Genomic DNA, 21,791 nt, shown 5'->3' on the forward strand with positions numbered 1-21,791 from the left:
TTCTCTCTGTATATTGAAGCGCAGATATTACGGCGCATTTCACAGGCTCAATCATAAATAATCTTATTTTTGATTAAGCCTGTACCCTGCTACTTTCCTGACACCCGCTCCAGCCATGCAGTAAAGGCTGCGTCAGAATCCGTCAATGAATTCTGACGACTGGCGTTTAACCCGGCATCCATGCCGAATATTTTCCAGACCAGCGGTGCCAGCCGGGCAGCCGGGCTATTCGTCCGTTCAGCGTCGCGCAGCAACTCAAGAGTCCGTTCCCGGTATTCCGCAAGTGCCTCAGATTTATAGTCGAAGGCATTGCCCAGTCCTGAGAGATACATCAGCTTCGGTACTTCCACTGACGGCCAATGTAGAGCCATATTGAGCGGCCAATCAAGCATTGCCCTCTCGCCCCATATCGCGGAGCGCGGTATCCGCTCATTTGCGGCCATCGTCAGTATAAATGCCTGTCCCAGCCCGGTCAGATAAATCGGCATTGCTTCGCCAGAAGGTCGCTGGTAGAACGAATCCAGCGGCTGTTCACGCTGCTGGCCAATATGTGCAAGCAAGCGTTGTTCAAGGTTCAGTACCAGCGCGCCGAGCTCTGCATGGGCAGCATGACCCCTTTCGGTCGCCAGTTTGCTGCGGGTGGTGCAGTCCCAGACAGTTAACGATATTTGCCACTGACGCTGTTTATCTTCACCAGAGCAGCCTGTTTCACCGGTGATAAAATAGTTCATTGTCGGCGGCACAATGTCAAAAAGCGCGTTACCATCGGTCTCACCGCGTGATACCACCGGACCGGCCCCCTCAACTAGCTGGATATAGCAGCTGGTCGCAAAATTGCTCCAGTAATGAGTCGCTTCGGCAAAATAGAGCGGAATTGCGCGTGTCATACGTCCAGTATCATCTTCGCGTTGCGATTCAGCGCCAGCTGCCTCATCCGCAATTTTACCCAGGGCGAAGAAACCGACGCTTTGTGCCCCCTCAGGCTTACGTTTAAACAGCCAGTCGGCTTTGCATAAGCCGTAATGCCAGATCGGCTGAGTCAGTGACAGGGTGCTGATATTCAGCTTATCAGGATCGACAGGGATGTTTGGCGTGGCTTGCCTGCGTATCTGCTGAAAGGCCTGCGCAGACTGGTCAAGATGCTGTTTAATTGGCGCGAAACCCAGCGCATACATGCGGGCAAGCAGCTTTTCGCCTTCGTCGGCATCGCCGAGCTGCTGATAAGCGCGCAGCAAGTTAATCCCGGCCATAGGATCATATTTATGCTCGTCATAAGCCGGTGCAACCAGTTCGATCATCAGCGGGATCTGATCATTTCTGCCGAGGTCGCCGGAAATCATCATTAATGAGCTACCGTCAAACAGGCCACCGGCCAGAACTTCGGTGTATAACGTCCGCGCCGCTTCAACGTCTTTCTGTTCCAGATGGTGACGCGCCAGCCATAATTGCGCTCGCCAGCTGCCGGGCAGAGCCGCCACAGTGCGCAGCGCTGCCAGATAAGCCGCATCGCCGCCACGCTCCTGCTGAATGCTTATCCACCACAACAAGCCATTATCCTGGTTTGGATCGGTCTGTATCGCCTGCCACAGCGTGTCGTCGGCACGACTCTCTTCACCGCGCTCGGAAAATACTTTGGCCAGATTAGTGAGCAGGCTTCCTGTTGCACCCACTTTTGCGATGCCCGCACGCAACGTGCTTTCAGCGGCAGCGAGCTGGCCATTCTTCATCAGCACAATGCCTTCAATAACATGGCTGCGCTCGGGATCTTCGTCGATCTCAACCAGGCGACTGGCGGCCGGGATCAGATCGGCGGAAAAGCCATCATTCAGGCCCGCCAGGATCGTATCGCAGAGTTCGGCAGCGCTGTTCCACTTTTCCTGCAACGCGGGCAGGAAAACGTTGTCACGCCACTGGTTACGGGTGATATGAATTTCCTGCCCGCAGGCATCATAGGCAACAATCATATCCTGATTAGTTCCCGGGGATTCTGATGCGTGGATTTGCTCAGCAATGGCGGTCACAGCGGGATTATTTTTTTTGCCGCTCAGGGCAGACTTGATACGTTTGAACATAGCTGTAGTGGCCACTTGTAGTGAGTCGGTAATAAAGTTCTGGCGGCCAGCCTCGACTCTCCCGTCCGTGATTTTCTTCTTATCCGGCGGGATTTTCTGGCTGATAATATTACAGCGGTCGACGTGTAAATCCATGGCACGTACAGAACACTAAGTATTAATCTGGCATAAAACCTGATGTGGGTCCAACAGATATCAGTCAGCTGCCGGAGTCCTGCTTACCAGCAAAAAACGTTAATGGTGAGTCAGGCTTTACAGAGCTGTAGAGAGAAACTTGCCTGCGAGCGCAGGCAAGAGAGGAAGGAATTAATGCTTTTCACCCACCGGCAGAATGGTGCGATCAAACTGCTCGTTGAGCACTTCACCCATTGCCAGGTAGATCGCGCTACTGCCGCAGATAATACCAACCCAGCCTGCAACCTGAACGATATTCTCATTATCCAGCAGATGGCCAATCGCCAGCAGGACGAACAGTACGCTCAGGCTCAGGAACACCAGTTGCAGCGCGCGATTACCTGCCAGGGTGCCGAAGAACATAAACAAGGTAAATACTCCCCACAGGCCAAGGTAAACGCCGAGAAAGTGTGCGTTTGCAGCATCCGTCAGACCCATTTTCGGCATCAGCAGAATCGCGACCAGTGTCAGCCAGAAACAACCATACGAAGTAAAAGCAGTTAAACCGAAGGTGTTACCTTTTTTATATTCCAGCAGGCCCGCAAAGATTTGTGCGATACCGCCGTAGAAAATGCCCATTGCCAGGATAATGCTATCCATCGGGAAAAAACCGATGTTGTGCAGGTTTAGCAGAATTGTGGTCATGCCAAAACCCATCAGACCCAGCGGAGCCGGGTTAGCTAATTTAGTGCTGCCCATAAGTCCTCAAAAATCATCATTGATATGCTGAAATAGTTAAACCCACGCCAGCTTTACCTGGCGGGGCGCGAAATCATAATCAGAGCTATCAACAGCGTCTTTGATCTGAAGGTGGGTGAGATAAAAAAATTTTTATCCTTTCAGATTTGATGAGGGCAATTGGGGCGGGTCTGTTCTTTATTGATTGCCACTGTGCGTCGGCGTTACACAAACTTTCCAGCGAGATTTGATAAATTGTTCTGTCTTACCAATGCAGTAGGTTATCTTTATCTTCCATTGGGTGCTGACGGTGGGCTTTATCGGCAGCAAAACCGGGTAATCTTGAGGCCAAAGTCAGATATGAATTCAAATAACAACCAACCTGAGCCTGCCAGCGAACTCCCGCCATTGGCATGGCCAGAATTTACCGATGACAAAGCACGGCTGGACTGGTGGCGATCCTGCGTCCAGGCTTATCTCGCACTATGGGATAGCCCAGCCTCCTTCACCCCGGTAACCCCCAAAGAATCAGATGCACTTGAACTGCGTCTGAGCTGCGCCATTCCCCCGTTATTGCGCACTTATCACGAACAAATTGGCACACTGAACCTGGCCGAAACGTTGTGCAGCGTGACGCCTGCAAAATGCTCCAGCATTGAATCATTACACGACGGCTATCCCGGCATTACTGACATTCTGGAAGATGCCCCCGACGCCAGGCAGCAATGGGCGCTGGTAAACCAATTGATCGTTTTCGGCGACTATCTTGGCAACGGCAACTTATGGTGCTTTCATCGTGAAACCGGCGAGGTCTGGTACTTCGATCACGACTGCTCGCCCATGCTCACGCAAATATTCACCGACGTGGGTCAGTATCTCGACATACTGATGTTCAAATGCCTGCTCGAAGCCCATGGCGAGGAGGAAAATGAAGACCTGCTGCGCGAACGCCTGGGCGATGCCGTAGTGGAAAAATGGATGTATTGAGCTGACAGACTGATACTGAGTCGGGCGCTGGCTAATAAGCGCCTGCACCGGTTTGAACTGAACGACAGGCGTATGTGCTTTGACACTATTTCCCAGAAACAATGGTTCTGCCAGCCTTGCGTAGAACATAGTTGAAATTATTATCTTATTAATAGAATGTGAGTGACACTATAGTTTAATAAATACACAACTCATTAGACTGTAATTACCAGTTCTTATTCTTCTGAACTTTTACTATTTCATCACCATTCAAAACATAAGTTTCACCATTGATACCAATAGTAAATATTGTTTTTCCATCCACGCCCTTTCTTATCGTCAGAAGAAGATTTTTCTCGATGCAATTCTTGTCTGCCTTCATATCACCAAAGCAATATAAATCTTTTTTATAATTCCGTTCAAAGTTAATATACCCATCACCAATACCCCACACAGCTATATTATAAGAACCATATTTTGATGGGGAAGGTATTTTATATTTATCTTCAAACCCTTTCTGGTTTTCAAGCCACCATTCTATTCTGCTTTTATCCGTGTAAGGTAAGTGACTAACAACAATATTACTGTATCCAGCATCAGACATGTGGACATCAATAACCTCTACCGACTTCATGCTCCAGAAGGTTAACAAGACAGTAATTACCACCACCAATAATACTATGATTTTATTCATCATCAACCTTCTGACTCGACATGTGCGCTGAAATTTGTCATGAATGGTTTAAATGCGAACTTCTCATAACGTTGTAATAAAAACCAGATACGAAAAAAACGGAACTGGCGGTACAGATTTTGACTAATATCGCTATTATCCAGGCCGAAATGATCCTGTGCTTTAAATGAAATTGTTGCACGCCAGCCTGAACGAGTAGTATCCAACGATAAGATAGTTATTTCTTGTGCATGAATATCGTGAACAGTTATACCCAGACCATTAAAATTATCTGAAAACCGGTTAAACTTAGGCAGTTTTGTCTGAGAAATTGCATTTCTCACATCGTTTGCAAAAAAATCACCATCGCGGATGGTTCTGCTTTTCGACAGATACTCGTTCACAACGTTTCTAATCGCCCCAAGTGGATTTTCATGGCGTTGTTCCCAGATCAGACTTTCATAAGCGTCATCCAGCGAGAGACTGCGAAAGGAGGCGCCATTCATATCTTGAAAATGCGTAATCATCTGTGTGATCAAATTCGCATAACGGCCACTGGCAAATAGTGTTGATAACTCTCTCATTTCATCAAAAAGGATCTGCGAGCATTCTGCCTGTGTAGTCGACGTGCCTTCCGGCTGCGAACCTGGCAGGATTGTGCCATAAGGATTATAACCACGCGCAGGTAACCTGACAGGACGCGGGTATTGAGTCAGGGTAAACGGATTAATCCTGGTTGATATGGCGACTACTCCCATACTACGCAGACTCGCCTCTGATAAGTCACCGCACTTCATATCGGCAGCATCAGTGTCATCGAATTTTTTTTGCGTCAGGTATACCTGACGCGGCAAAAAGAATATGCCCATTTCTGGCCCTCCTTCCGTGGTCAGCCCTTTACACATCAGCTTATCTCATCTGTCACCAATTTAAAGTGATTTAGTTCCTGAACCAGTCTTATTCAGGCCATTCTCGCAAGAATCATATCGAAACCTTCAGCAATATGGATGTGGTTGGCCAGTCATCAAAGCATGATATAAAATCAATCCCCATAAACAAAAAACCCTCTGTAAAAACAGAGGGTTTCTTTTAACTTACGCCTTCATGACACAGCAGGAATCAGCGAAAACTTATTCCCACTCGATGGTTTACTGAAGTCATAGTCATCTGATTAATAATGTTTTTATTAAATTATTTTTTGATTTTACCGCCCGTTTTACCGTCAATATTGTCCTTCTCTTCTAAGCCGAATCTTTTCCCGTTTTAGCCAGAACTGCCAGCAGGCTGAGTAAAGCGCAGGTGCATAAGTGTTGCCCATTCAGTGCTTGCAATTTTGTCTTTTACAAACGACAATAAAGTCAGGACTATGGACTCGCGAGGATGCAATGCAGTACATAACGGAACGTTACAAGGATGGAAACGGCAAAGTCCCATACACGGAGTGGATTAAGAAGCTACGAAAGAAAGATCCTCGCGCAGCTTCCAAAATTGATATCAGAATAGACCGCGCTGAAAAGGGAAACTTTGGTGACCATAAGTTTGAACGTGATGGGGTATGGGAGCTTAGAATCGATTATGGGCCGGGATATCGGGTGTACTACGCGATGGACGGTAATAAAATTATTCTACTGCTAACCGGTGGCGACAAATCTGGCCAAAAAAGTGATTTAGATAAAGCGGTTCAATACTGGCGGGATTATCAACAGGAGTAACATCATGACTATCGTCACTCAATCTTCCAAAAACAAAAAATCCGTTAGCCACGATGATGCGATGATAGCCGAGCTGCGGGAAAATCCTGAATACGCAGAGGTATATCTTCAGACCGCATTAGAAGATATTTATGAAGAAGGTGGAGTCGGTGCTTTCCTTACTGCATTGCGCCGTGTCGTTGAGGCGCGTGGCGGGATTGGTGAAATAGCCAAAAAGTCAGGGTTATCCCGTCAGCAGCTCTACAGAACATTGTCTGAGAACGGTAATCCGACGATCACTACGCTTACTGAGATTACGCGGGCTGCTGGGGTTCGGCTTATTCCTCATGCGCATATCTCGTGAGGGATATATTGCTACTTTCGTTTTGCAAAGGAGAACCAAGTGAACTCATTAGTTGCCTTAGCTGACACGAACCCGCCAGAGTCAGTAATTCAACATTTTTTTGAGCAAAATCCTCATGCTATCTGTGGAAGTGACTTCGTACATGCAAATTCGCTAATATCGAAGTTCTGTCTTGGTTCGGATTACGAAACAGATTTTGCATATGTTAATCCACAATCAGGCCCCACCTTTTTATATCTTGTAGAGATTGAACGACCCGATAAACCAATTTTCAACAAAAATGATTCTTTTACACAAGAGTTTAACCATGCTTTCCAGCAAATTGAAGATTGGTTTGTTTGGTGTTCAAACAATTGCACAAATCTCCGCAACACGTTAACCCCCTTAAAACGAGGTTATAATCTCCCTCCATTTTTTGTTATCAGAGGGATTTTAATTTATGGCAGAGCCTCCGAAATCAATAATACAAGAAGAAAGGAGCGCTGGACTCAGAAAGTATCTTCCAGCCATTATATCAATATACGAACTTATGACGGGTGGGCGCGTGAAATGGATCGTTTTTTACCTGGAGATGGAGAGGATTCACCCTTTGGTTATGTTGAAACCGTTCGTTATTCTCAGCGTGAGTTCAAAAAGCTAACGAAACCTTCATAAACTTTATATAAACACTTTATTTAATAATAAATGTCAAATATAGCTAACCACCTGAAAATAATTAGGTTATGCTTTTTTATACTTCGACTTTAAACCCTGGTTTATATTATGCATATCGGTGGCGATATATCTTGTTGAAATATCGCCTTATGGGTACCGTTAAATTATTTCTACATCTACTTTTGTCTTGCTGTGGAGTCAGCATACGCCCTCCCAAAATACCGTCAGAAATACCGTCAAAAACCCTGCGCTGCACTGAAACTTCATGTTCCACCATAAACATAAAACCCTCTGTAAAAACAGAGGGTTTCTTTTAACTTACGCCTTCATGACACAGCAGGAGTCAGCGAAAACTTATTCCCACTCGATGGTCGCCGGCGGTTTACCGGAGATATCATAAACCACACGGGAAATACCGTTGATTTCATTGATAATACGGTTAGACACACGGCCAAGGAAATCATATGGCAGATGCGCCCAGTGTGCGGTCATAAAGTCGATGGTTTCAACAGCGCGCAGGGAAACTACCCAGTCATATTTACGGCCATCACCCATTACGCCAACCGAACGCACTGGCAGGAATACGGTAAAGGCCTGGCTGACTTTGTTGTACAGATCGGCTTTATGCAGCTCTTCGATAAAGATGGCATCAGCACGACGCAGCAGATCGCAATACTCTTTCTTCACTTCACCCAGCACACGTACGCCCAGACCCGGCCCCGGGAACGGATGACGGAACAGCATGCTGTGTGGCAGACCCAGCTCCAGACCGATTTTGCGCACTTCGTCTTTGAACAGCTCTTTCAGCGGCTCAACCAGGCCCATCTTCATCTCTTTCGGCAGGCCACCGACGTTATGGTGTGACTTGATCACATGTGCTTTGCCGGTAGCAGAAGCCGCAGACTCAATCACATCAGGATAGATGGTGCCCTGCGCCAGCCACTTCACATCCTGCAGCTTGATAGCTTCTTCATCGAACACTTCGACAAATACGCGACCAATGGTTTTACGCTTCGCTTCTGGCTCATCGATACCGGCCAGCGCATCAAGGAAACGCGCTTCAGCCGCGACATGAATAATGTTCAGACCAAAGTGGTCACCAAACATCTCCATTACCTGCTCAGCTTCGTTCAGACGCAGCAGGCCGTTGTCGACAAACACACAGGTCAGACGGTCGCCGATTGCGCGGTGCAGCAACATAGCAGTGACGGATGAATCGACACCGCCAGACAGGCCGAGGATCACTTTATCGCCGCCAACCTGCACACGCAGACGTTCAACCGCATCTTCAATAATCTTCGCCGGCGTCCACAGAGCTTCACACTCGCAGATATCCACGATGAAACGCTCGAGCATCCGCAGACCCTGACGGGTATGGGTGACTTCCGGGTGGAACTGCACGCCGTAGAAGCGCTTCGCTTCGTTGGCCATAATGGCAAACGGGCAAGTTTCAGTGCTGGCAACGGTAACGAAGTCGGACGGGATAGCGGTAACTTTGTCACCGTGGCTCATCCACACATCCAGCAGCGGTTTACCGGCCGGGCTGATAGCATCTTCGATATCGCGAATCAGTGCGCTGGCGACCTTCACTTCTACCTGCGCATAACCAAATTCACGCTCGGTAGAGCCTTCAACTTTACCGCCCAGCTGAATCGCCATGGTCTGCATGCCATAACACACACCCAGTACCGGTACGCCAGCAGTAAAGACATAATCAGGCGCGCGCGGGCTGTCGTGCTCGGTGGTACTTTCCGGGCCACCGGACAGAATGATACCGCTCGGATTAAACTGACGAATTTGCTCTTCGGTGACGTCCCACGCCCAAAGCTCACAATAAACACCCAGTTCACGCACGCGGCGCGCGACCAGCTGGGTATACTGAGAACCGAAATCGAGGATCAGAATGCGATGTTTATGAATATTTTCCGTCGTCATTGAGGCTATTCCAGAGCGATGTATTACTGATAATGAAATCGCCCGGTGGTGAAAGCCGGGCGGTGAATCTGAAGCGCGATTAAGAACCCATACGGTAGTTCGGCGACTCTTTGGTGATGGTCACGTCATGCACATGGCTCTCAGAGATGCCGGCGCCACTGATGCGAACAAATTCCGCTTTGGTGCGCAAGGTATCGATAGTACCACAGCCGGTCAGGCCCATACATGAACGCAAACCGCCCATCTGCTGATGAACGATCTCTTTCAGCAGGCCTTTATACGCCACGCGACCTTCGATACCTTCCGGCACCAGTTTGTCAGCTGCGTTATCGGTCTGGAAGTAACGGTCAGAAGAGCCTTTGGACATCGCGCCCAGAGAACCCATACCGCGATAGGATTTGAATGAACGACCCTGATAGAGTTCGATTTCACCTGGAGATTCGTCGGTACCCGCCAGCATTGAGCCGACCATCACGCAGGATGCGCCCGCAGCGATAGCTTTGGCGATATCACCAGAGAAACGGATGCCGCCATCAGCGATAACCGGAATACCGGTGCCTTCCAGCGCTTCAACCGCATCGGATACGGCAGTAATCTGCGGCACACCCACGCCAGTGACGATACGGGTAGTACAGATCGAGCCTGGGCCGATACCCACTTTCACTGCGCTGACACCGGCTTCAACCAGCGCCAGAGCGCCCGCGCCGGTCGCCACGTTACCGCCAACGATTTGCAGATCAGGATATTTGGCACGGGTATCGCGAATACGTTGCAGTACGCCTTCGGAATGACCATGAGAGGAGTCGATCAGCAGAACGTCAACGCCCGCAGCCACCAGCGCATCAACGCGCTCTTCGTTACCGGCACCAGCACCAACTGCCGCACCGACGCGCAGACGGCCATGCTCGTCTTTACAGGCGTTAGGTTTACGTTCGGCTTTCTGGAAATCTTTAACGGTGATCATACCCAGCAAGTGGAAACTTTCATCCACTACCAGCGCTTTTTCAACGCGTTTTTCGTGCATTTTCTGCAGCACAACTTCGCGCGCTTCACCTTCTTTTACCGTGACCAGACGCTCTTTCGGCGTCATCACCGCAGAAACCGGCAGGCTCAAATCAGTCACAAAACGCACGTCACGACCGGTAATAATACCGACCAGTTCGTTAGCGCCGTTAACCACCGGGTAGCCGGCAAAGCCGTTACGTTCGGTCAGCGCCTTAACGTCGCTCAGAGGGGTGCCAGGCAGAACGGTTTGTGGATCGGTCACCACGCCGCTCTCATGTTTCTTCACCTTGCGAACTTCTTCCGCCTGGCGCTCGATGGGCATGTTTTTGTGAATAAAGCCGAGGCCGCCTTCCTGCGCCAGCGCAATGGCCAGACGTGCTTCGGTAACGGTGTCCATAGCAGCGGACAGCATAGGAATATTCAGACGGATGGATTTTGTCAGCTGGGTACTGAGATCCGCCGTGTTTGGCAGGACATCAGAGTGTGCAGGAACGAGTAAAACGTCGTCAAATGTGAGTGCTTCTTTCGCGATTCTTAGCATGGCAATATCTCAACCTGGGGTGAATGAGAACAGATAAAATATTGCCGCGGCATTATACAGAGCGTAATCGATTGCCTCCAGCTTTATTTAACAAAAACTCTTGATCCCTTGTACCAGCAATGTAGTATCGACGGATTAACCCTCTGATTTAAAAGTTTGATCTCCGTCACATGTCGCTACCGCCAACAGCAAATATTTTTACCGTAAGCCGTCTCAATACCACAGTGCGCAAGCTGCTGGAAATGGAGATGGGACAAATCTGGCTGAGCGCGGAGATCTCCAATTTTTCCCAGCCCTCTTCCGGTCACTGGTACTTTACGCTGAAAGACGAAACCGCTCAGGTTCGCTGCGCAATGTTCCGTAACAGTAACCGACGCGTCACCTTCCGCCCGCAAAATGGTCAGCAAATTTTAGTACGCGCCACTATTACCCTGTATGAACCGCGTGGCGACTATCAGCTGATCGCCGAAAGCATGCAGCCCGCAGGTGATGGTCTGCTGCAACAGCAATTTGAGCAGATGAAACAGCGGCTGGCGGCCGAAGGGTTGTTCGATCAGCAGTTTAAACAACCATTACCCGATCCGGCGCGTCAGGTTGGCGTGATTACCTCGGCCACTGGCGCCGCGCTGCACGATGTGCTGCGCGTATTGCATCGCCGTGACCCTTCGCTGCCGGTGGTGATCTACCCGACTCCGGTTCAGGGAGTGGATGCGCCAGCCAGCATCGTGCGCGCCATTGAGCTGGCCAATTTGCGCGACGAGTGCGATGTGCTGATTGTCGGACGCGGCGGCGGTTCGCTGGAAGATCTGTGGAGTTTTAATGACGAACGGGTGGCGCGCGCCATTTTTGCCAGCCGCATTCCGATTGTCAGCGCCGTCGGTCATGAAACCGATGTCACCATCGCCGACTTTGTCGCTGACCTGCGCGCGCCAACGCCTTCTGCTGCTGCCGAACTGGTCAGCCGTAACCAGATCGAACTGTTACGTCAGCTGCAATCGCAACAGCAGCGGATGGAGATGGCGATGGATTATTATCTGGCGCAAAAGCAGCGCAGCTTCAGCAAACTGCACCATCGCCTGCAACAGCAGCATCCACAGTTACGCCTGGCACGTCAGCAGACCGCCCTGTTCAGGCTACAGCGGCGTCTGGACGATGCCATACAGTTTCGCCTGCGTCATGCCACGCGCCTTCAGGAACGCACTGAGCAGCGTCTGATGGCATATCAGCCGCAGGGGCGCATCCATCGTGCGCAACAACAACTGCAACAGTGGCACTATTGCCTGCAACAGGGGATGCATAACCAGCTTAATCGTGATAAACAGCGATTTGGCAACCTCGCAGCCCAGCTTGAAGGCGTCAGTCCGCTGGCGACGCTGGCGCGCGGTTTCAGCGTCACCACCGCCGCCGACGGTAAAGTGGTGAAAAAAACGAAACAGCTACACCCCGGCGACACCCTAAAAACTCGCCTTGATGATGGCTGGGTTAAAAGTCAGGTCACTGAAATCACTGCTTTAAAAAAATCCCGTCGCCATAGCTGACCCCGACAGGTGGCGAGAACGTCGCCGCTATGTTGACCTGTCCAGCAGGAACCGTTTTCGGCTCCTGCCATGACAGCAGTCACCGTGCAACTTCCCGGCATCAGACGCTGATCCAAACTATACTTTGCGGACACTTACCAACCGTAAGGGAGTAAGAATGTCTAATGCTGTTATCCCACCCTATATTCTGCGCAACATCATTGACCACGGCTCCGGACAGCAACAGCTCCATGCCCGACATACCCTGACGCATGTGCAGGCACTGATGGCGGAAAACTGGCAAAAACCGGTTGCCCCGCAAAAAGCCACTGCCGGTCAGGTCGACCGCGAAATCTATGATGCACAGCAGCAGCAAAATCTGCCCGGCAAGCTGATCCGCAGCGAAGGACAAGCGGCAAACGGTGATATCGCGGCAGAAGAAGCGTGGAACTACCTTGGCGTTACCTATGACTTTTTCTGGCAGGCTTATCAGCGCAACTCGCTGGATAATCAGGGATTAACTCTGATGGGCAGCGTGCACTATGGTAAGGAGTACCAGAATGCCTTCTGGAACGGGCAACAGATGGTTTTTGGTGACGGTGACGGCGAGATATTTAACCGTTTTACCATCGCTATTGATGTGGTGGCGCATGAGCTGGCCCACGGCGTGACAGAAACGGAAGCCGGTCTGATCTACTTTTCACAGGCGGGAGCGCTAAACGAATCGTTGTCTGATGTTTTCGGTTCGATGGTGAAACAGTTCCATCTGCAACAGAATGCCGATCAGGCCGACTGGATTATCGGTGAAAAGTTACTGGCGGAGGGGATCAAGGGACGCGGTTTGCGTTCGATGTCAGAACCGGGCAGCGCTTACAACGATCCGATGCTCGGCAAAGATCCGCAACCCGGCCATATGCGTGACTATATCACCACTCGCGAGGACAATGGCGGCGTGCATCTTAATTCCGGCATCCCGAATCGCGCGTTTTATCTGGCGGCAAAAGCGCTGGGTGGCCACAGCTGGGAGCAGGCTGGCTATGCCTGGTATGATACGGTGTGTGATAAAGCCCTGCCGCAGGATGCCGATTTCGCCACCTTTGCACAGTTCACCATCCTGCATGGCCAGCAGCGATTTGATAAGTCGGTGGCGCAGGCTATTGAAAAGGCCTGGAAACAGACAGGCGTAGTGCCATGAACCCGCTGCCTGAACTGAGCGATGACGCAGTAATCGAACTGGCGCGTGAAGGCGGTTTTGCTTATCTGCCGAAACTGGCAGCGCAGCGGCGTATTGCGCTGGCCCAGCTTGCCAGCCCGCAGCGCGAGCGTGTTTGCGATATTCTGCGCAAGGCGCTGGCGCAGGGCGAGCCGGCCGGTCCTGCCTGCTCTGCCGGACGCGGCGATCAGCGTTATTATCGCCTGCAAATCAGTTACAGCACCCATCAAAGCAGTGGCGATATTATTATTCTGATCCCTGAAAGCGCCGCGCCGCCAGAGCTGGAAATGCTCTGGCGTGACGGTGAGTGAACGCTTACCCTGCCCTGCATAACAAACGGGAGCCTGTTCAGGCTCCCGTTTGCTGCAAGGCTTACTTCTTGCCTTTCTTCAGATGCGACATCAGACGCTTACGTTTACGCTGCTGATTTGGCGTCAGCAGGTTACGTTTACCGGCAAACGGGTTATCACCCTCTTTAAACTGGATACGGATCGGTGTGCCCATCACGTTAAGTGAACGACGGAAGTAGTTCATCAGATAACGCTTGTAGGAATCCGGCAGGTCTTTTACCTGGTTGCCGTGAATCACCACGATTGGCGGGTTATAACCACCGGCATGAGCATATTTCAGCTTCACGCGACGTCCACGCACCAGCGGCGGCTGATGATCTTCTTCCGCCATGGTCATAATGCGCGTCAGCATCGAGGTGTTGATACGGCGGGTAGAGCAGTCATACGCTTCAGTGACTGACTCAAACAGGTTACCCACACCGCTACCATGCAGCGCAGAGATAAAGTGAATGCGTGCAAAATCAATAAAGCCCAGACGGAAGTCCAGCGTCTCTTTCACTTCGTCACGCACTTCCTGCGACAGGCCATCCCACTTGTTGACCACGATCACCAGTGAGCGCCCACTATTCAGGATAAAGCCGAGCAGCGAGAGATCCTGGTCGGAAATACCTTCACGGGCATCGATTACCAGCATCACCACGTTGGCGTCTTCAATCGCCTGCAGGGTTTTAATTACCGAGAACTTCTCAACGGTATCGCTAATTTTGGCGCGCTTACGCACGCCAGCGGTATCGATCAGAATATATTCGCGCTCGTCGCGCTGCATCGGGATATAGATGCTGTCACGCGTGGTGCCCGGCATGTCATACACCACCACACGATCCTCGCCGAGGATGCGGTTAGTTAGTGTGGACTTACCAACGTTAGGACGGCCAACAATCGCCAGCTTAATCGGCAGATCCAGCGGATTAAAATCATCCTCTACTTCTTCCGGCGGTGCATCGGGGTCTTCGCCGCGCTCTTTCGCTGCCAGCGCCGCCCAGTAGGCTTCGTTCTCTTCTTCTTCGCTCAGCACTTTAGGATCGACCACTTCCATCCATGGCAGCAGTGCGGTTTCCAGCAGGCTGGTCACCCCACGACCGTGGGAAGCGGCAATCGCATGAACTTCACCTAAGCCCAGCGAATAGAAATCACCCACTGCGGAATCCGCATCGAGACCATCGGTTTTATTGGCGACCAGGAAGGTCGCTTTCTGGCGCGATCGCAGATGTTTTGCAATCGCGATATCGGCAGCCATCAGGCCAGCACGGGCATCGACCAGAAACAGCACGACATCGGCTTCTTCAATCGCCAGCAGTGACTGCGCCGCCATGCGGGTTTCAACGCCCTCTTCGTTACCATCGATACCACCGGTATCAATCGCAATAAATTCGCGCCCTTCTACTTCGGCACGACCGTACTTGCGATCGCGTGTCAGCCCGGGGAAATCCGCCACCAGCGCATCTCGCGTATGCGTTAAACGGTTAAATAAGGTAGATTTGCCCACATTGGGACGCCCAACCAGCGCGACCACAGGTACCATATTGAAGCCTCATTACTCAAATTAAATGCCTGACGATGCATTATTATAAACGGAATAAACCGTTCTGGTCAGGCTGAAGGCGCTAAGGATAACACGCCCGCTCAGAAAAAACGAAACGGCCCCTGAGATCATCAGGAGCCGCTGGAACATTGCATTTCAGACCGGAAAATTAACGCGTAAACGCGTAAACCTCACCATTTTTAGCCTGAATCAATAACTTATCACTGGCCACCACCGGCTCAGTTTGCAGACCGGAGCTGTCCACTTTCTGCTGGGCGACAAAACGACCATCATCGGTGTTCAGCCAGTGCAGGTAACCTTCACTGTCGCCAACCACGATATAACCGTTATACAGCACCGGCGAGGTCAGATTACGATGCAGCAGATCGCTTTGACGCCAGATGGACACGCCACCGTCAGCACTCAGCGCAATCACACGGTCATCCTGATCAACCAGGTAGATACGGCCGCCATCAACAATCATATCGTTAACGGAACCGATTTCGCGTTTCCACATAATCTGGCCAGAACGCAGATCCAGCGCCGTCAGGTTGCCGTTATAAGCCAGCGCGTAAACCACACCGTTGACCACTACAGGCGTGGTATCGACATCACTCAGGCGATCAATCTCAGTAGCACCACTTGGCTGCGAAATACGCTGCTGCCAAATTAGCTGGCCCTGATTCATCATCACCGCACTGACGCGGCCATTATCACCGCCAACAATCGCGGCGCCAAACGCCGTGGTAGGGGCAGATTCGCCGCGCAGGGAGAGGGCTGGCATGTCGAGGTTCACCGACCACTTAATTGCCCCACTCGCCTGATCCAGTCCCTGCAACATGCCGTTGCTGGTATGAATCAGCACTAAACCATCGCTGACGACCGGACGTGACAGCGCTTCGCCAGCCACTTTGGTCTGCCAGGCAACGCTGCCATCGGCGCTGTTCAGTGCATAAACCTGCGCACGTTCACTGCCGATATAGATATGTTCACCACCTGCCGTCACACCGCCAGACAGCAGTGCAGGTCGGTTGCTGGAGAAGAATCCGGTTTTTTCCGCCAGATCGACTTTCCACTTCTCTTTGCCATCCGCAGCATCAAGCGCTTTCACCACACCATGACGATCGGCGGCGAATACAGTGCTGTCCTGCCATGCGGGATGCAGATTGGAATAGAAGTCACCAATGCCATCACCAACTGAAGTACTCCACACTTTTTCTGGTGTGAACTGATTTTCAACTGTTGGCAACGGGGCCATTTTTACTACATCTTCTTCGCCGCTGAACAGCGAACAACCGCTGAGTAACGTGACTGAAATCAGCCCGGGCAGCAGGTATTTACGTAATTCCATGCGCTCTCTCTTGAATGGCTTAACCTAAGTTATTCATTTTCATCTGCATCATTTCTTTCAGCGCGGGAGAAGCATCGGAAGCAATACCTTTGCTCCATGCATCACGCGCACCCTGCATATCGCCTTTACTTAACAACGCTTCGCCACGAATATCAGCAATAATCGCTACCCAGCCATCGCCTTTCACGCTGTCGAGGGTCTTCAGCGCGTCATCCGTTTTCTTCTGCTGCAACTGAATACGTGCCAGACGCAGGTTCAGAACCGCCTGCAGATTGGCATCCTGCGTCGCTTTCAGGCCGGTCTGTAATTGCGCTGCGGCTTTATCCAGTTCGTTTTTATCAACGAACTTTTTAGCCAGATCCAGTGACGCTAATGCACCGTAGGTATTGTTGTTTTCACTGGCAAATTTGCTGGCCGCCGCCAGGGTATCCGGTTTGCTGGCATCAAGGGCGGTAGTCACCTGCTGATAAGCAGCAGAAGTCACTTTTGCATTACCATCCTGATGGCTGCCCCAGTAACGCCAGCCCACCAGAGCACCAACGCCTAAAACGACGCCGACCACCAACGCTTTGCCATTGTTGGCAAAGAAACGACGGAGTGCATCAACCTGTTCGTTATCGTTGCTATAGACTTCCACGCAATCCTTCTCCTTAACTTATGTCCTGCTGCACCGAAATTATTGCAAAAGCGCCGTGAGCGTAGCTGCCGCATCACTCTGCGCCAGCGTTTGCTGTTCACCGGTGCGCAGATCTTTAATCACCACCTGGCCCGCTTTCACTTCATCTTCACCCACCACCAGTGCAACGCGAGCGCCCCACTTATCGGCACGGGCAAACTGCTTCTTAAAGTTGCCGCCGCCATAGTTGGTCATCAGCTTCAGCTCAGGCAACGCATCACGCAGCTTTTCTGCCAGCAGCATCGCTGCGGACTGCACGCCCTGACCGGAAGCGATAACATAGACATCAACAATGCGCGTCGGTTCAAATTCTGGATTAACTGCCTGAACCAGCAATACTAAACGCTCGAGTCCCATGGCGAAACCGACGGCTGGCGTCGCACGTCCGCCCAGCTGTTCAACCAGACCATCATAACGACCGCCGGCACAGACGGTACCCTGCGCGCCAAGGCTGGTGGTCACCCACTCAAACACCGTACGATTATAATAATCGAGGCCGCGCACCAGGCGCTGATTGATGCGATAGGCAATACCGGCGTCATCAAGAATGGCGCACAGACCAGCGAAATGTTCGCGCGACTCGTCATCCAGGTAATCACCTAATGCCGGTGCGTCATTCAGCAGTTGCTGCACATCAGGATTTTTGCTGTCCAGCACGCGCAGCGGATTGCTGTACATCCGGCGTTTACAATCCTCATCCAGCACCTCTTTATGCTGCTCAAGGAAGGCCACCAGCGCATCACGGTAGTTAGCACGCGCTTCCAGCGAACCAATGGAGTTCAGCTCCAGCGTCACATGCTCCGCGATACCCAGCGCTCTCCACCAGCGGGCGCTCAGCAGAATCAGTTCGGCATCGACGTCCGGCCCCTGCAGGCCAAACACTTCGACACCCAGCTGATGGAACTGACGATAGCGCCCTTTCTGCGGACGTTCGTAGCGGAACATCGGACCGATGTACCACATACGCTGTTCCTGATTGTACAGCAGACCATGTTCGATACCGGCGCGTACACAGCCCGCCGTGCCTTCCGGACGCAGCGTCAGGCTTTCACCGTTGCGGTCTTCGAAGGTATACATCTCTTTCTCAACCACGTCGGTCACTTCGCCGATAGCGCGTTTGAATAATGGGGTCTGCTCTACAATCGGCAAACGAATTTCGCTGTAACCATAACCGGCCAGCACCTGCTTCAGGATGCCCTCAATGCGCTGCCAAACCACGGTTTCAGCAGGCAGATAATCGTTCATGCCGCGGATAGCTTGAATATTCTTTGCCACTTATTGTCTCTCTAAATTGACTTCTGAATCGACGCTGGCGTCGCTTTGTCAGTAGCTTAAATACAAAAAAAAGAACCTGACCGGCATCTTAACCCATGAGGAAGGCACCGAACAGGCTCTCTTTGACCTGACCGTCATCTTTCGACAGGCCGGCTGTGGCTAATGATTATTTTTCGACCTGCTGCACGTCGATACGCTGACTGGCGTCGAGCATCGAGGCTTTGGCGCGGATACGCGCTTCCAGCTGATCGATCATATCGTCGTTATCCAGACGTTCGCGCAGACGCACGCCATCTTCATAGAAGCCGCTTTTCTTATTGCTGCCGGTGACGCCAAGAGTGGAGACCAGCGCTTCGCCCGGACCATTGACCACACAGCCGATAATCGAAATATCCATCGGCGTGATGATATCTTCCAGTCGCTGTTCAAGGGCATTAACCGTGCCAATCACATCAAATTCCTGACGTGAACAGGTCGGACAGGCGATAAAGTTAATCCCGCGTGAACGGATGCGCAGTGACTTCAGAATATCAAAGCCGACTTTCACTTCCTCGACCGGATCTGCCGCCAGCGAAATACGCAGCGTATCGCCAATCCCTTCAGCCAGCAGCAGGCCGAGGCCAATCGCCGATTTTACCGATCCGGCGCGCGCGCCGCCCGCTTCGGTAATGCCGAGATGCAGTGGCTGCTTGATCTGTTTTGCCAGCAAGCGATAAGACTCAACGGCAAGAAACACGTCGGAGGCTTTTACGCTGACTTTAAACTGATCAAAATTAAGGCGATCGAGATGATCAACATGGCGCATGGCGGATTCCAGTAACGCCTGCGGCGTTGGCTCACCATACTTTTCCTGCAGATCACGCTCCAGCGAACCGGCATTGACGCCGATACGAATGGGAATATTGTAATCACGCGCGCAATCCACCACCTGGCGGATACGTTCGTTGTTACCGATATTTCCCGGATTGATACGCAGACAGTCAACGCCATATTCAGCGACTTTCAGCGCAATGCGATAGTCGAAATGGATATCCGCCACCAGCGGAACATCAACTTGTTGTTTGATCAGTTTAAAGGCTTCTGCCGCGTCCATGGTAGGCACGGAGATACGCACAATATCTGCGCCAACACGTTCCAGGGCTTTGATTTGACTGACCGTCGCGGCAACATCAGTAGTGCGCGTATTGGTCATGGACTGAACGGCGATAGGAGCGCCATCGCCCACCGGCACCTTGCCGACGTAAATACGTGTAGATTTGCGACGGATAATGGGTGCTTCGTTATGCATATTCTTTCTCCACAATCACTCGAGACCAGAAAAAGATGCGTTATTGCGCACCGATGGTCAGGCGAGCAACCTGGTTGCTACGGATAAAACGACTCAGATCAACAGGCTTACCCTGATACTGAATCTGTACTGCGCTCGGCGCACCAATCTTCACACGATAAGGTGCAGTACCGGCAAGACTAAGTTTACCACCACCGCGCTGCATGCCACTGAACAGTTTCTTACCTGCTGAGTCAGTGACTTCCAGCCAGCAATCGGCATTGAATTCCATCACTACCGCATTAGGATCAACTGCCGGGGTATTCACCCCGGCACTGCCAGTAGGCAACTGACCGTTAGTTGCCTGACCGTTAGCCGCAGGTGCTGCGGCATTATTGATCGGTGCCTGGCTCGGCGATACTACCTGACTGGCAGAATCAGCAGCCGGTGCGGCATTGTTTGGCGCCGGTGCGTTAGCACCCGGCGCCGCGGTATTGGTCGCCGCATTGTTGCTGTTCGCTGCGGCAGAACCGCTGTCAGCAGGCGTAGCCGGCGACTCTGTCGCACTGTCATTCGCCGTGCTGCTGCTGTCGGTCAGGGGAATAGACTGACTGTTATCCCCTTCTGCAACGGAATTCTGGTCCGCCATTGACACCAGATCATCCTGTGCCGCCTTGTGATTTTGCCACCACCAGGCGCCCGTCAGACCCACCACCACAAACAGTACCAACCAGGTGAAAATCATCAGCCAGCCATCGCGTTTTTTACGACGCTTGCCGAGTGAGAAGCTCTGCATCGGTTCCACTTTTGCTGCACGAACCGGTGCCTGTTTGGCCATCATGGGCAGCAGCTCTTCTTCCGGCACATGCACCAGACGAGCATACGAGCGGATATAACCACGCAAGAAGGTCGATGCGAGATCGGCAGGAGACTTATCGTCCTCAAGATCGCGAACGGTAGAAAGTTTCAGGCACAGACGCTCAGCAACATTCTGCTGGGTCAGCCCCATTGTTTCACGGGCAGCACGCAGGCGTTGGCCCGTGGAATTTACTGCAGATTTGTCTTCAGTGGCTTCAGTATTCATTAGCTAAAAAATGCTGGTGCTGTATCGAATGTGGAAAATTTCGCGCCAGTTGCGTGCCATAACGCTTAACATCAGCACTACGCTTAACCAACGCGGCGAAACGAATCTCTAACCACAAGCTCTCTGCCGAAGCAGGTAAGCTGTGTTGATACACATCTAACAAGAGCCGCGCCTCAGCACGTTCTTCCTTTCCAAATCGCTTTTCTGCTTCAGCCAGCACAGGCGCTCCTTTCTGTCCGTCGGCCTGAACCGCCAACAATAATGACCGCCTTGCCTGCTCAAGCTCTCCAGCGTTCAGATAGCAGTAACCGGCATTCTCAAAGCTATCTGCTCTGGCCCCGGACTGCGGCAGACGTTGTGCCTGGCTAAACTGCTGTTGTGCCGCATCATACTGCCCTAAACCGCAAAGAAACGCACCGTAATTGTTAACGACAAAACTATTTAACGGTGCAAGCTTTAGCGCCCGATCATAACGCAATTGCGCCAAAGGGTTATCGCCGGTCATCTGATAAAGACGGGCCATGGCCAGCTGCATACGATAATCCTGTGGCAGAGCAGCGTCAGCACGTTCCAGATTACGTTGCGCAGCCGCAATATCGCCGCGCGCAAGGTATTCTAAACCCAGCTGAAGTCGCGTCTGCGCTGAGGCATCTGCCGACGGGTCAGTGACACAACCACTTACAAGAAAAGCACTCAGCAACGCATACAGTAATCCATTACGCATACATAACTTCTCCCTGATGTTATGAAGCCTGGTATGTTACTCCAAACACAGCAAGCCAA

The 21,791-nt window shown here is 51.5% G+C and carries 20 protein-coding genes; 7 read left to right on the top strand and 13 right to left on the bottom strand.

Going from position 1 to position 21,791, the window contains the following annotated elements; all coding sequences use genetic code 11:
- Positions 1–89: 89 nt before the first annotated feature.
- Together N5923_RS07290 and satP are read right to left on the bottom strand one after the other, a co-directional pair.
- Positions 90–2,207 (bottom strand): tetratricopeptide repeat protein, encoded by a 2,118-nt coding sequence (locus tag N5923_RS07290; RefSeq protein WP_267143288.1) that lies wholly within the window; start codon positions 2,205–2,207, stop codon positions 90–92.
- A gap of 171 nt (positions 2,208–2,378) precedes the next feature.
- On the bottom strand, positions 2,379–2,945 hold the full coding sequence (satP, locus tag N5923_RS07295; RefSeq protein WP_267143287.1) for an acetate uptake transporter: 567 nt from the start codon (positions 2,943–2,945) through the stop codon (positions 2,379–2,381).
- A gap of 339 nt (positions 2,946–3,284) precedes the next feature.
- Between satP and N5923_RS07300 the strand changes: the two genes are divergently transcribed.
- Entirely contained in the window at positions 3,285–3,911 is a 627-nt protein-coding gene (locus N5923_RS07300) for an SMI1/KNR4 family protein (RefSeq protein ID WP_267143286.1), read from the top strand.
- 205 nt (positions 3,912–4,116) lie between these two features.
- Here N5923_RS07300 and N5923_RS07305 read toward each other — a convergent pair whose 3' ends face one another.
- Together N5923_RS07305 and N5923_RS07310 are read right to left on the bottom strand one after the other, a co-directional pair.
- A complete protein-coding gene (locus tag N5923_RS07305) occupies positions 4,117–4,587 on the bottom strand; it encodes a DUF943 family protein (protein ID WP_267143285.1) in 471 nt (156 codons plus the stop codon).
- Positions 4,587–5,432, bottom strand: a complete 846-nt coding sequence (locus tag N5923_RS07310) for a DUF3289 family protein (RefSeq protein ID WP_267143284.1) — start codon at positions 5,430–5,432, stop codon at positions 4,587–4,589. The genes N5923_RS07305 and N5923_RS07310 overlap by 1 nt, the downstream gene beginning before the upstream one ends.
- A gap of 516 nt (positions 5,433–5,948) precedes the next feature.
- Here N5923_RS07310 and N5923_RS07315 point away from each other — a divergent pair.
- Genes N5923_RS07315 through N5923_RS07325 form a run of 3 tightly spaced genes read left to right on the top strand, consistent with a single transcriptional unit; the run spans position 5,949 to position 7,272 of the window.
- Positions 5,949–6,275, top strand: coding sequence for a type II toxin-antitoxin system RelE/ParE family toxin (locus tag N5923_RS07315; RefSeq protein WP_267143283.1), 327 nt, complete (start codon positions 5,949–5,951; stop codon positions 6,273–6,275).
- A gap of 4 nt (positions 6,276–6,279) precedes the next feature.
- The gene (locus tag N5923_RS07320; RefSeq protein ID WP_267143282.1) at positions 6,280–6,618 is read left to right on the top strand and encodes an addiction module antidote protein; all 339 of its coding nucleotides are present in this window, start codon (positions 6,280–6,282) and stop codon (positions 6,616–6,618) included.
- 39 nt (positions 6,619–6,657) lie between these two features.
- Positions 6,658–7,272, top strand: a complete 615-nt coding sequence (locus tag N5923_RS07325) for a Shedu immune nuclease family protein (protein ID WP_267143281.1) — start codon at positions 6,658–6,660, stop codon at positions 7,270–7,272.
- Between the two features lie 354 nt (positions 7,273–7,626).
- Here N5923_RS07325 and guaA read toward each other — a convergent pair whose 3' ends face one another.
- Both guaA and guaB read right to left on the bottom strand, forming a co-directional pair.
- A complete protein-coding gene (gene guaA, locus N5923_RS07330) occupies positions 7,627–9,207 on the bottom strand; it encodes a glutamine-hydrolyzing GMP synthase (RefSeq protein ID WP_267143280.1) in 1,581 nt (526 codons plus the stop codon).
- Between the two features lie 79 nt (positions 9,208–9,286).
- Positions 9,287–10,753 (bottom strand): IMP dehydrogenase, encoded by a 1,467-nt coding sequence (guaB, locus tag N5923_RS07335; protein ID WP_267143279.1) that lies wholly within the window; start codon positions 10,751–10,753, stop codon positions 9,287–9,289.
- Between the two features lie 170 nt (positions 10,754–10,923).
- Between guaB and xseA the strand changes: the two genes are divergently transcribed.
- The 3 genes from xseA (at position 10,924) to N5923_RS07350 (ending at position 13,794) form a co-directional block, all read left to right on the top strand.
- Positions 10,924–12,291 carry an exodeoxyribonuclease VII large subunit gene (gene xseA, locus N5923_RS07340; RefSeq protein WP_267143278.1) on the top strand — a complete coding sequence of 456 codons (1,368 nt, stop codon included), beginning with the start codon at positions 10,924–10,926 and terminating at the stop codon, positions 12,289–12,291.
- Between the two features lie 157 nt (positions 12,292–12,448).
- On the top strand, positions 12,449–13,465 hold the full coding sequence (locus N5923_RS07345; RefSeq protein ID WP_267143277.1) for a M4 family metallopeptidase: 1,017 nt from the start codon (positions 12,449–12,451) through the stop codon (positions 13,463–13,465).
- On the top strand, positions 13,462–13,794 hold the full coding sequence (locus tag N5923_RS07350; protein ID WP_267143276.1) for a protealysin inhibitor emfourin: 333 nt from the start codon (positions 13,462–13,464) through the stop codon (positions 13,792–13,794). The genes N5923_RS07345 and N5923_RS07350 overlap by 4 nt, the downstream gene beginning before the upstream one ends.
- 61 nt (positions 13,795–13,855) lie before the next feature.
- On the opposite strand, the gene der is transcribed toward N5923_RS07350, so the two are convergent.
- From der to pilW, 7 genes are all read right to left on the bottom strand, one after another.
- Entirely contained in the window at positions 13,856–15,355 is a 1,500-nt protein-coding gene (gene der, locus N5923_RS07355; protein ID WP_267143275.1) for a ribosome biogenesis GTPase Der, read from the bottom strand.
- 169 nt (positions 15,356–15,524) lie between these two features.
- Positions 15,525–16,706: an outer membrane protein assembly factor BamB gene (gene bamB, locus N5923_RS07360; RefSeq protein ID WP_267143274.1), complete on the bottom strand. Its 1,182-nt coding sequence runs from the start codon at positions 16,704–16,706 to the stop codon at positions 15,525–15,527.
- A gap of 19 nt (positions 16,707–16,725) precedes the next feature.
- Positions 16,726–17,343 carry a YfgM family protein gene (locus tag N5923_RS07365; protein ID WP_267143273.1) on the bottom strand — a complete coding sequence of 206 codons (618 nt, stop codon included), beginning with the start codon at positions 17,341–17,343 and terminating at the stop codon, positions 16,726–16,728.
- A gap of 39 nt (positions 17,344–17,382) precedes the next feature.
- Positions 17,383–18,657: a histidine--tRNA ligase gene (hisS, locus tag N5923_RS07370; RefSeq protein WP_267143272.1), complete on the bottom strand. Its 1,275-nt coding sequence runs from the start codon at positions 18,655–18,657 to the stop codon at positions 17,383–17,385.
- A gap of 166 nt (positions 18,658–18,823) precedes the next feature.
- Positions 18,824–19,945 (bottom strand): flavodoxin-dependent (E)-4-hydroxy-3-methylbut-2-enyl-diphosphate synthase, encoded by a 1,122-nt coding sequence (ispG, locus tag N5923_RS07375; protein ID WP_017803181.1) that lies wholly within the window; start codon positions 19,943–19,945, stop codon positions 18,824–18,826.
- 40 nt (positions 19,946–19,985) lie between these two features.
- On the bottom strand, positions 19,986–21,008 hold the full coding sequence (gene rodZ, locus N5923_RS07380) for a cytoskeleton protein RodZ (RefSeq protein WP_267143271.1): 1,023 nt from the start codon (positions 21,006–21,008) through the stop codon (positions 19,986–19,988).
- Positions 20,998–21,732 carry a type IV pilus biogenesis/stability protein PilW gene (gene pilW / locus N5923_RS07385; RefSeq protein ID WP_267143270.1) on the bottom strand — a complete coding sequence of 245 codons (735 nt, stop codon included), beginning with the start codon at positions 21,730–21,732 and terminating at the stop codon, positions 20,998–21,000. The genes rodZ and pilW overlap by 11 nt, the downstream gene beginning before the upstream one ends.
- Between the last annotated feature and the right edge of the window lie 59 nt (positions 21,733–21,791).

It is taken from the genome of Winslowiella arboricola (genome assembly GCF_025527015.1).
GTDB lineage: Bacteria > Pseudomonadota > Gammaproteobacteria > Enterobacterales > Enterobacteriaceae > Erwinia > Erwinia arboricola.

Excerpts from the sequence above, each read along its gene's own strand:
- N5923_RS07290 (WP_267143288.1), bottom strand. The coding sequence starts at position 2,207 with ATGGATTTACACGTCGACCGCTGTAATATTATCAGCCAGAAAATCCCG.
- satP (WP_267143287.1), bottom strand. The coding sequence starts at position 2,945 with ATGGGCAGCACTAAATTAGCTAACCCGGCTCCGCTGGGTCTGATGGGT.
- N5923_RS07300 (WP_267143286.1), top strand. The coding sequence starts at position 3,285 with ATGAATTCAAATAACAACCAACCTGAGCCTGCCAGCGAACTCCCGCCA.
- N5923_RS07305 (WP_267143285.1), bottom strand. The coding sequence starts at position 4,587 with ATGATGAATAAAATCATAGTATTATTGGTGGTGGTAATTACTGTCTTG.
- N5923_RS07310 (WP_267143284.1), bottom strand. The coding sequence starts at position 5,432 with ATGGGCATATTCTTTTTGCCGCGTCAGGTATACCTGACGCAAAAAAAA.
- N5923_RS07315 (WP_267143283.1), top strand. The coding sequence starts at position 5,949 with ATGCAGTACATAACGGAACGTTACAAGGATGGAAACGGCAAAGTCCCA.
- N5923_RS07320 (WP_267143282.1), top strand. The coding sequence starts at position 6,280 with ATGACTATCGTCACTCAATCTTCCAAAAACAAAAAATCCGTTAGCCAC.
- guaA (WP_267143280.1), bottom strand. The coding sequence starts at position 9,207 with ATGACGACGGAAAATATTCATAAACATCGCATTCTGATCCTCGATTTC.
- guaB (WP_267143279.1), bottom strand. The coding sequence starts at position 10,753 with ATGCTAAGAATCGCGAAAGAAGCACTCACATTTGACGACGTTTTACTC.
- xseA (WP_267143278.1), top strand. The coding sequence starts at position 10,924 with ATGTCGCTACCGCCAACAGCAAATATTTTTACCGTAAGCCGTCTCAAT.
- N5923_RS07345 (WP_267143277.1), top strand. The coding sequence starts at position 12,449 with ATGTCTAATGCTGTTATCCCACCCTATATTCTGCGCAACATCATTGAC.
- N5923_RS07350 (WP_267143276.1), top strand. The coding sequence starts at position 13,462 with ATGAACCCGCTGCCTGAACTGAGCGATGACGCAGTAATCGAACTGGCG.
- der (WP_267143275.1), bottom strand. The coding sequence starts at position 15,355 with ATGGTACCTGTGGTCGCGCTGGTTGGGCGTCCCAATGTGGGCAAATCT.
- bamB (WP_267143274.1), bottom strand. The coding sequence starts at position 16,706 with ATGGAATTACGTAAATACCTGCTGCCCGGGCTGATTTCAGTCACGTTA.
- ispG (WP_017803181.1), bottom strand. The coding sequence starts at position 19,945 with ATGCATAACGAAGCACCCATTATCCGTCGCAAATCTACACGTATTTAC.
- rodZ (WP_267143271.1), bottom strand. The coding sequence starts at position 21,008 with ATGAATACTGAAGCCACTGAAGACAAATCTGCAGTAAATTCCACGGGC.
- pilW (WP_267143270.1), bottom strand. The coding sequence starts at position 21,732 with ATGCGTAATGGATTACTGTATGCGTTGCTGAGTGCTTTTCTTGTAAGT.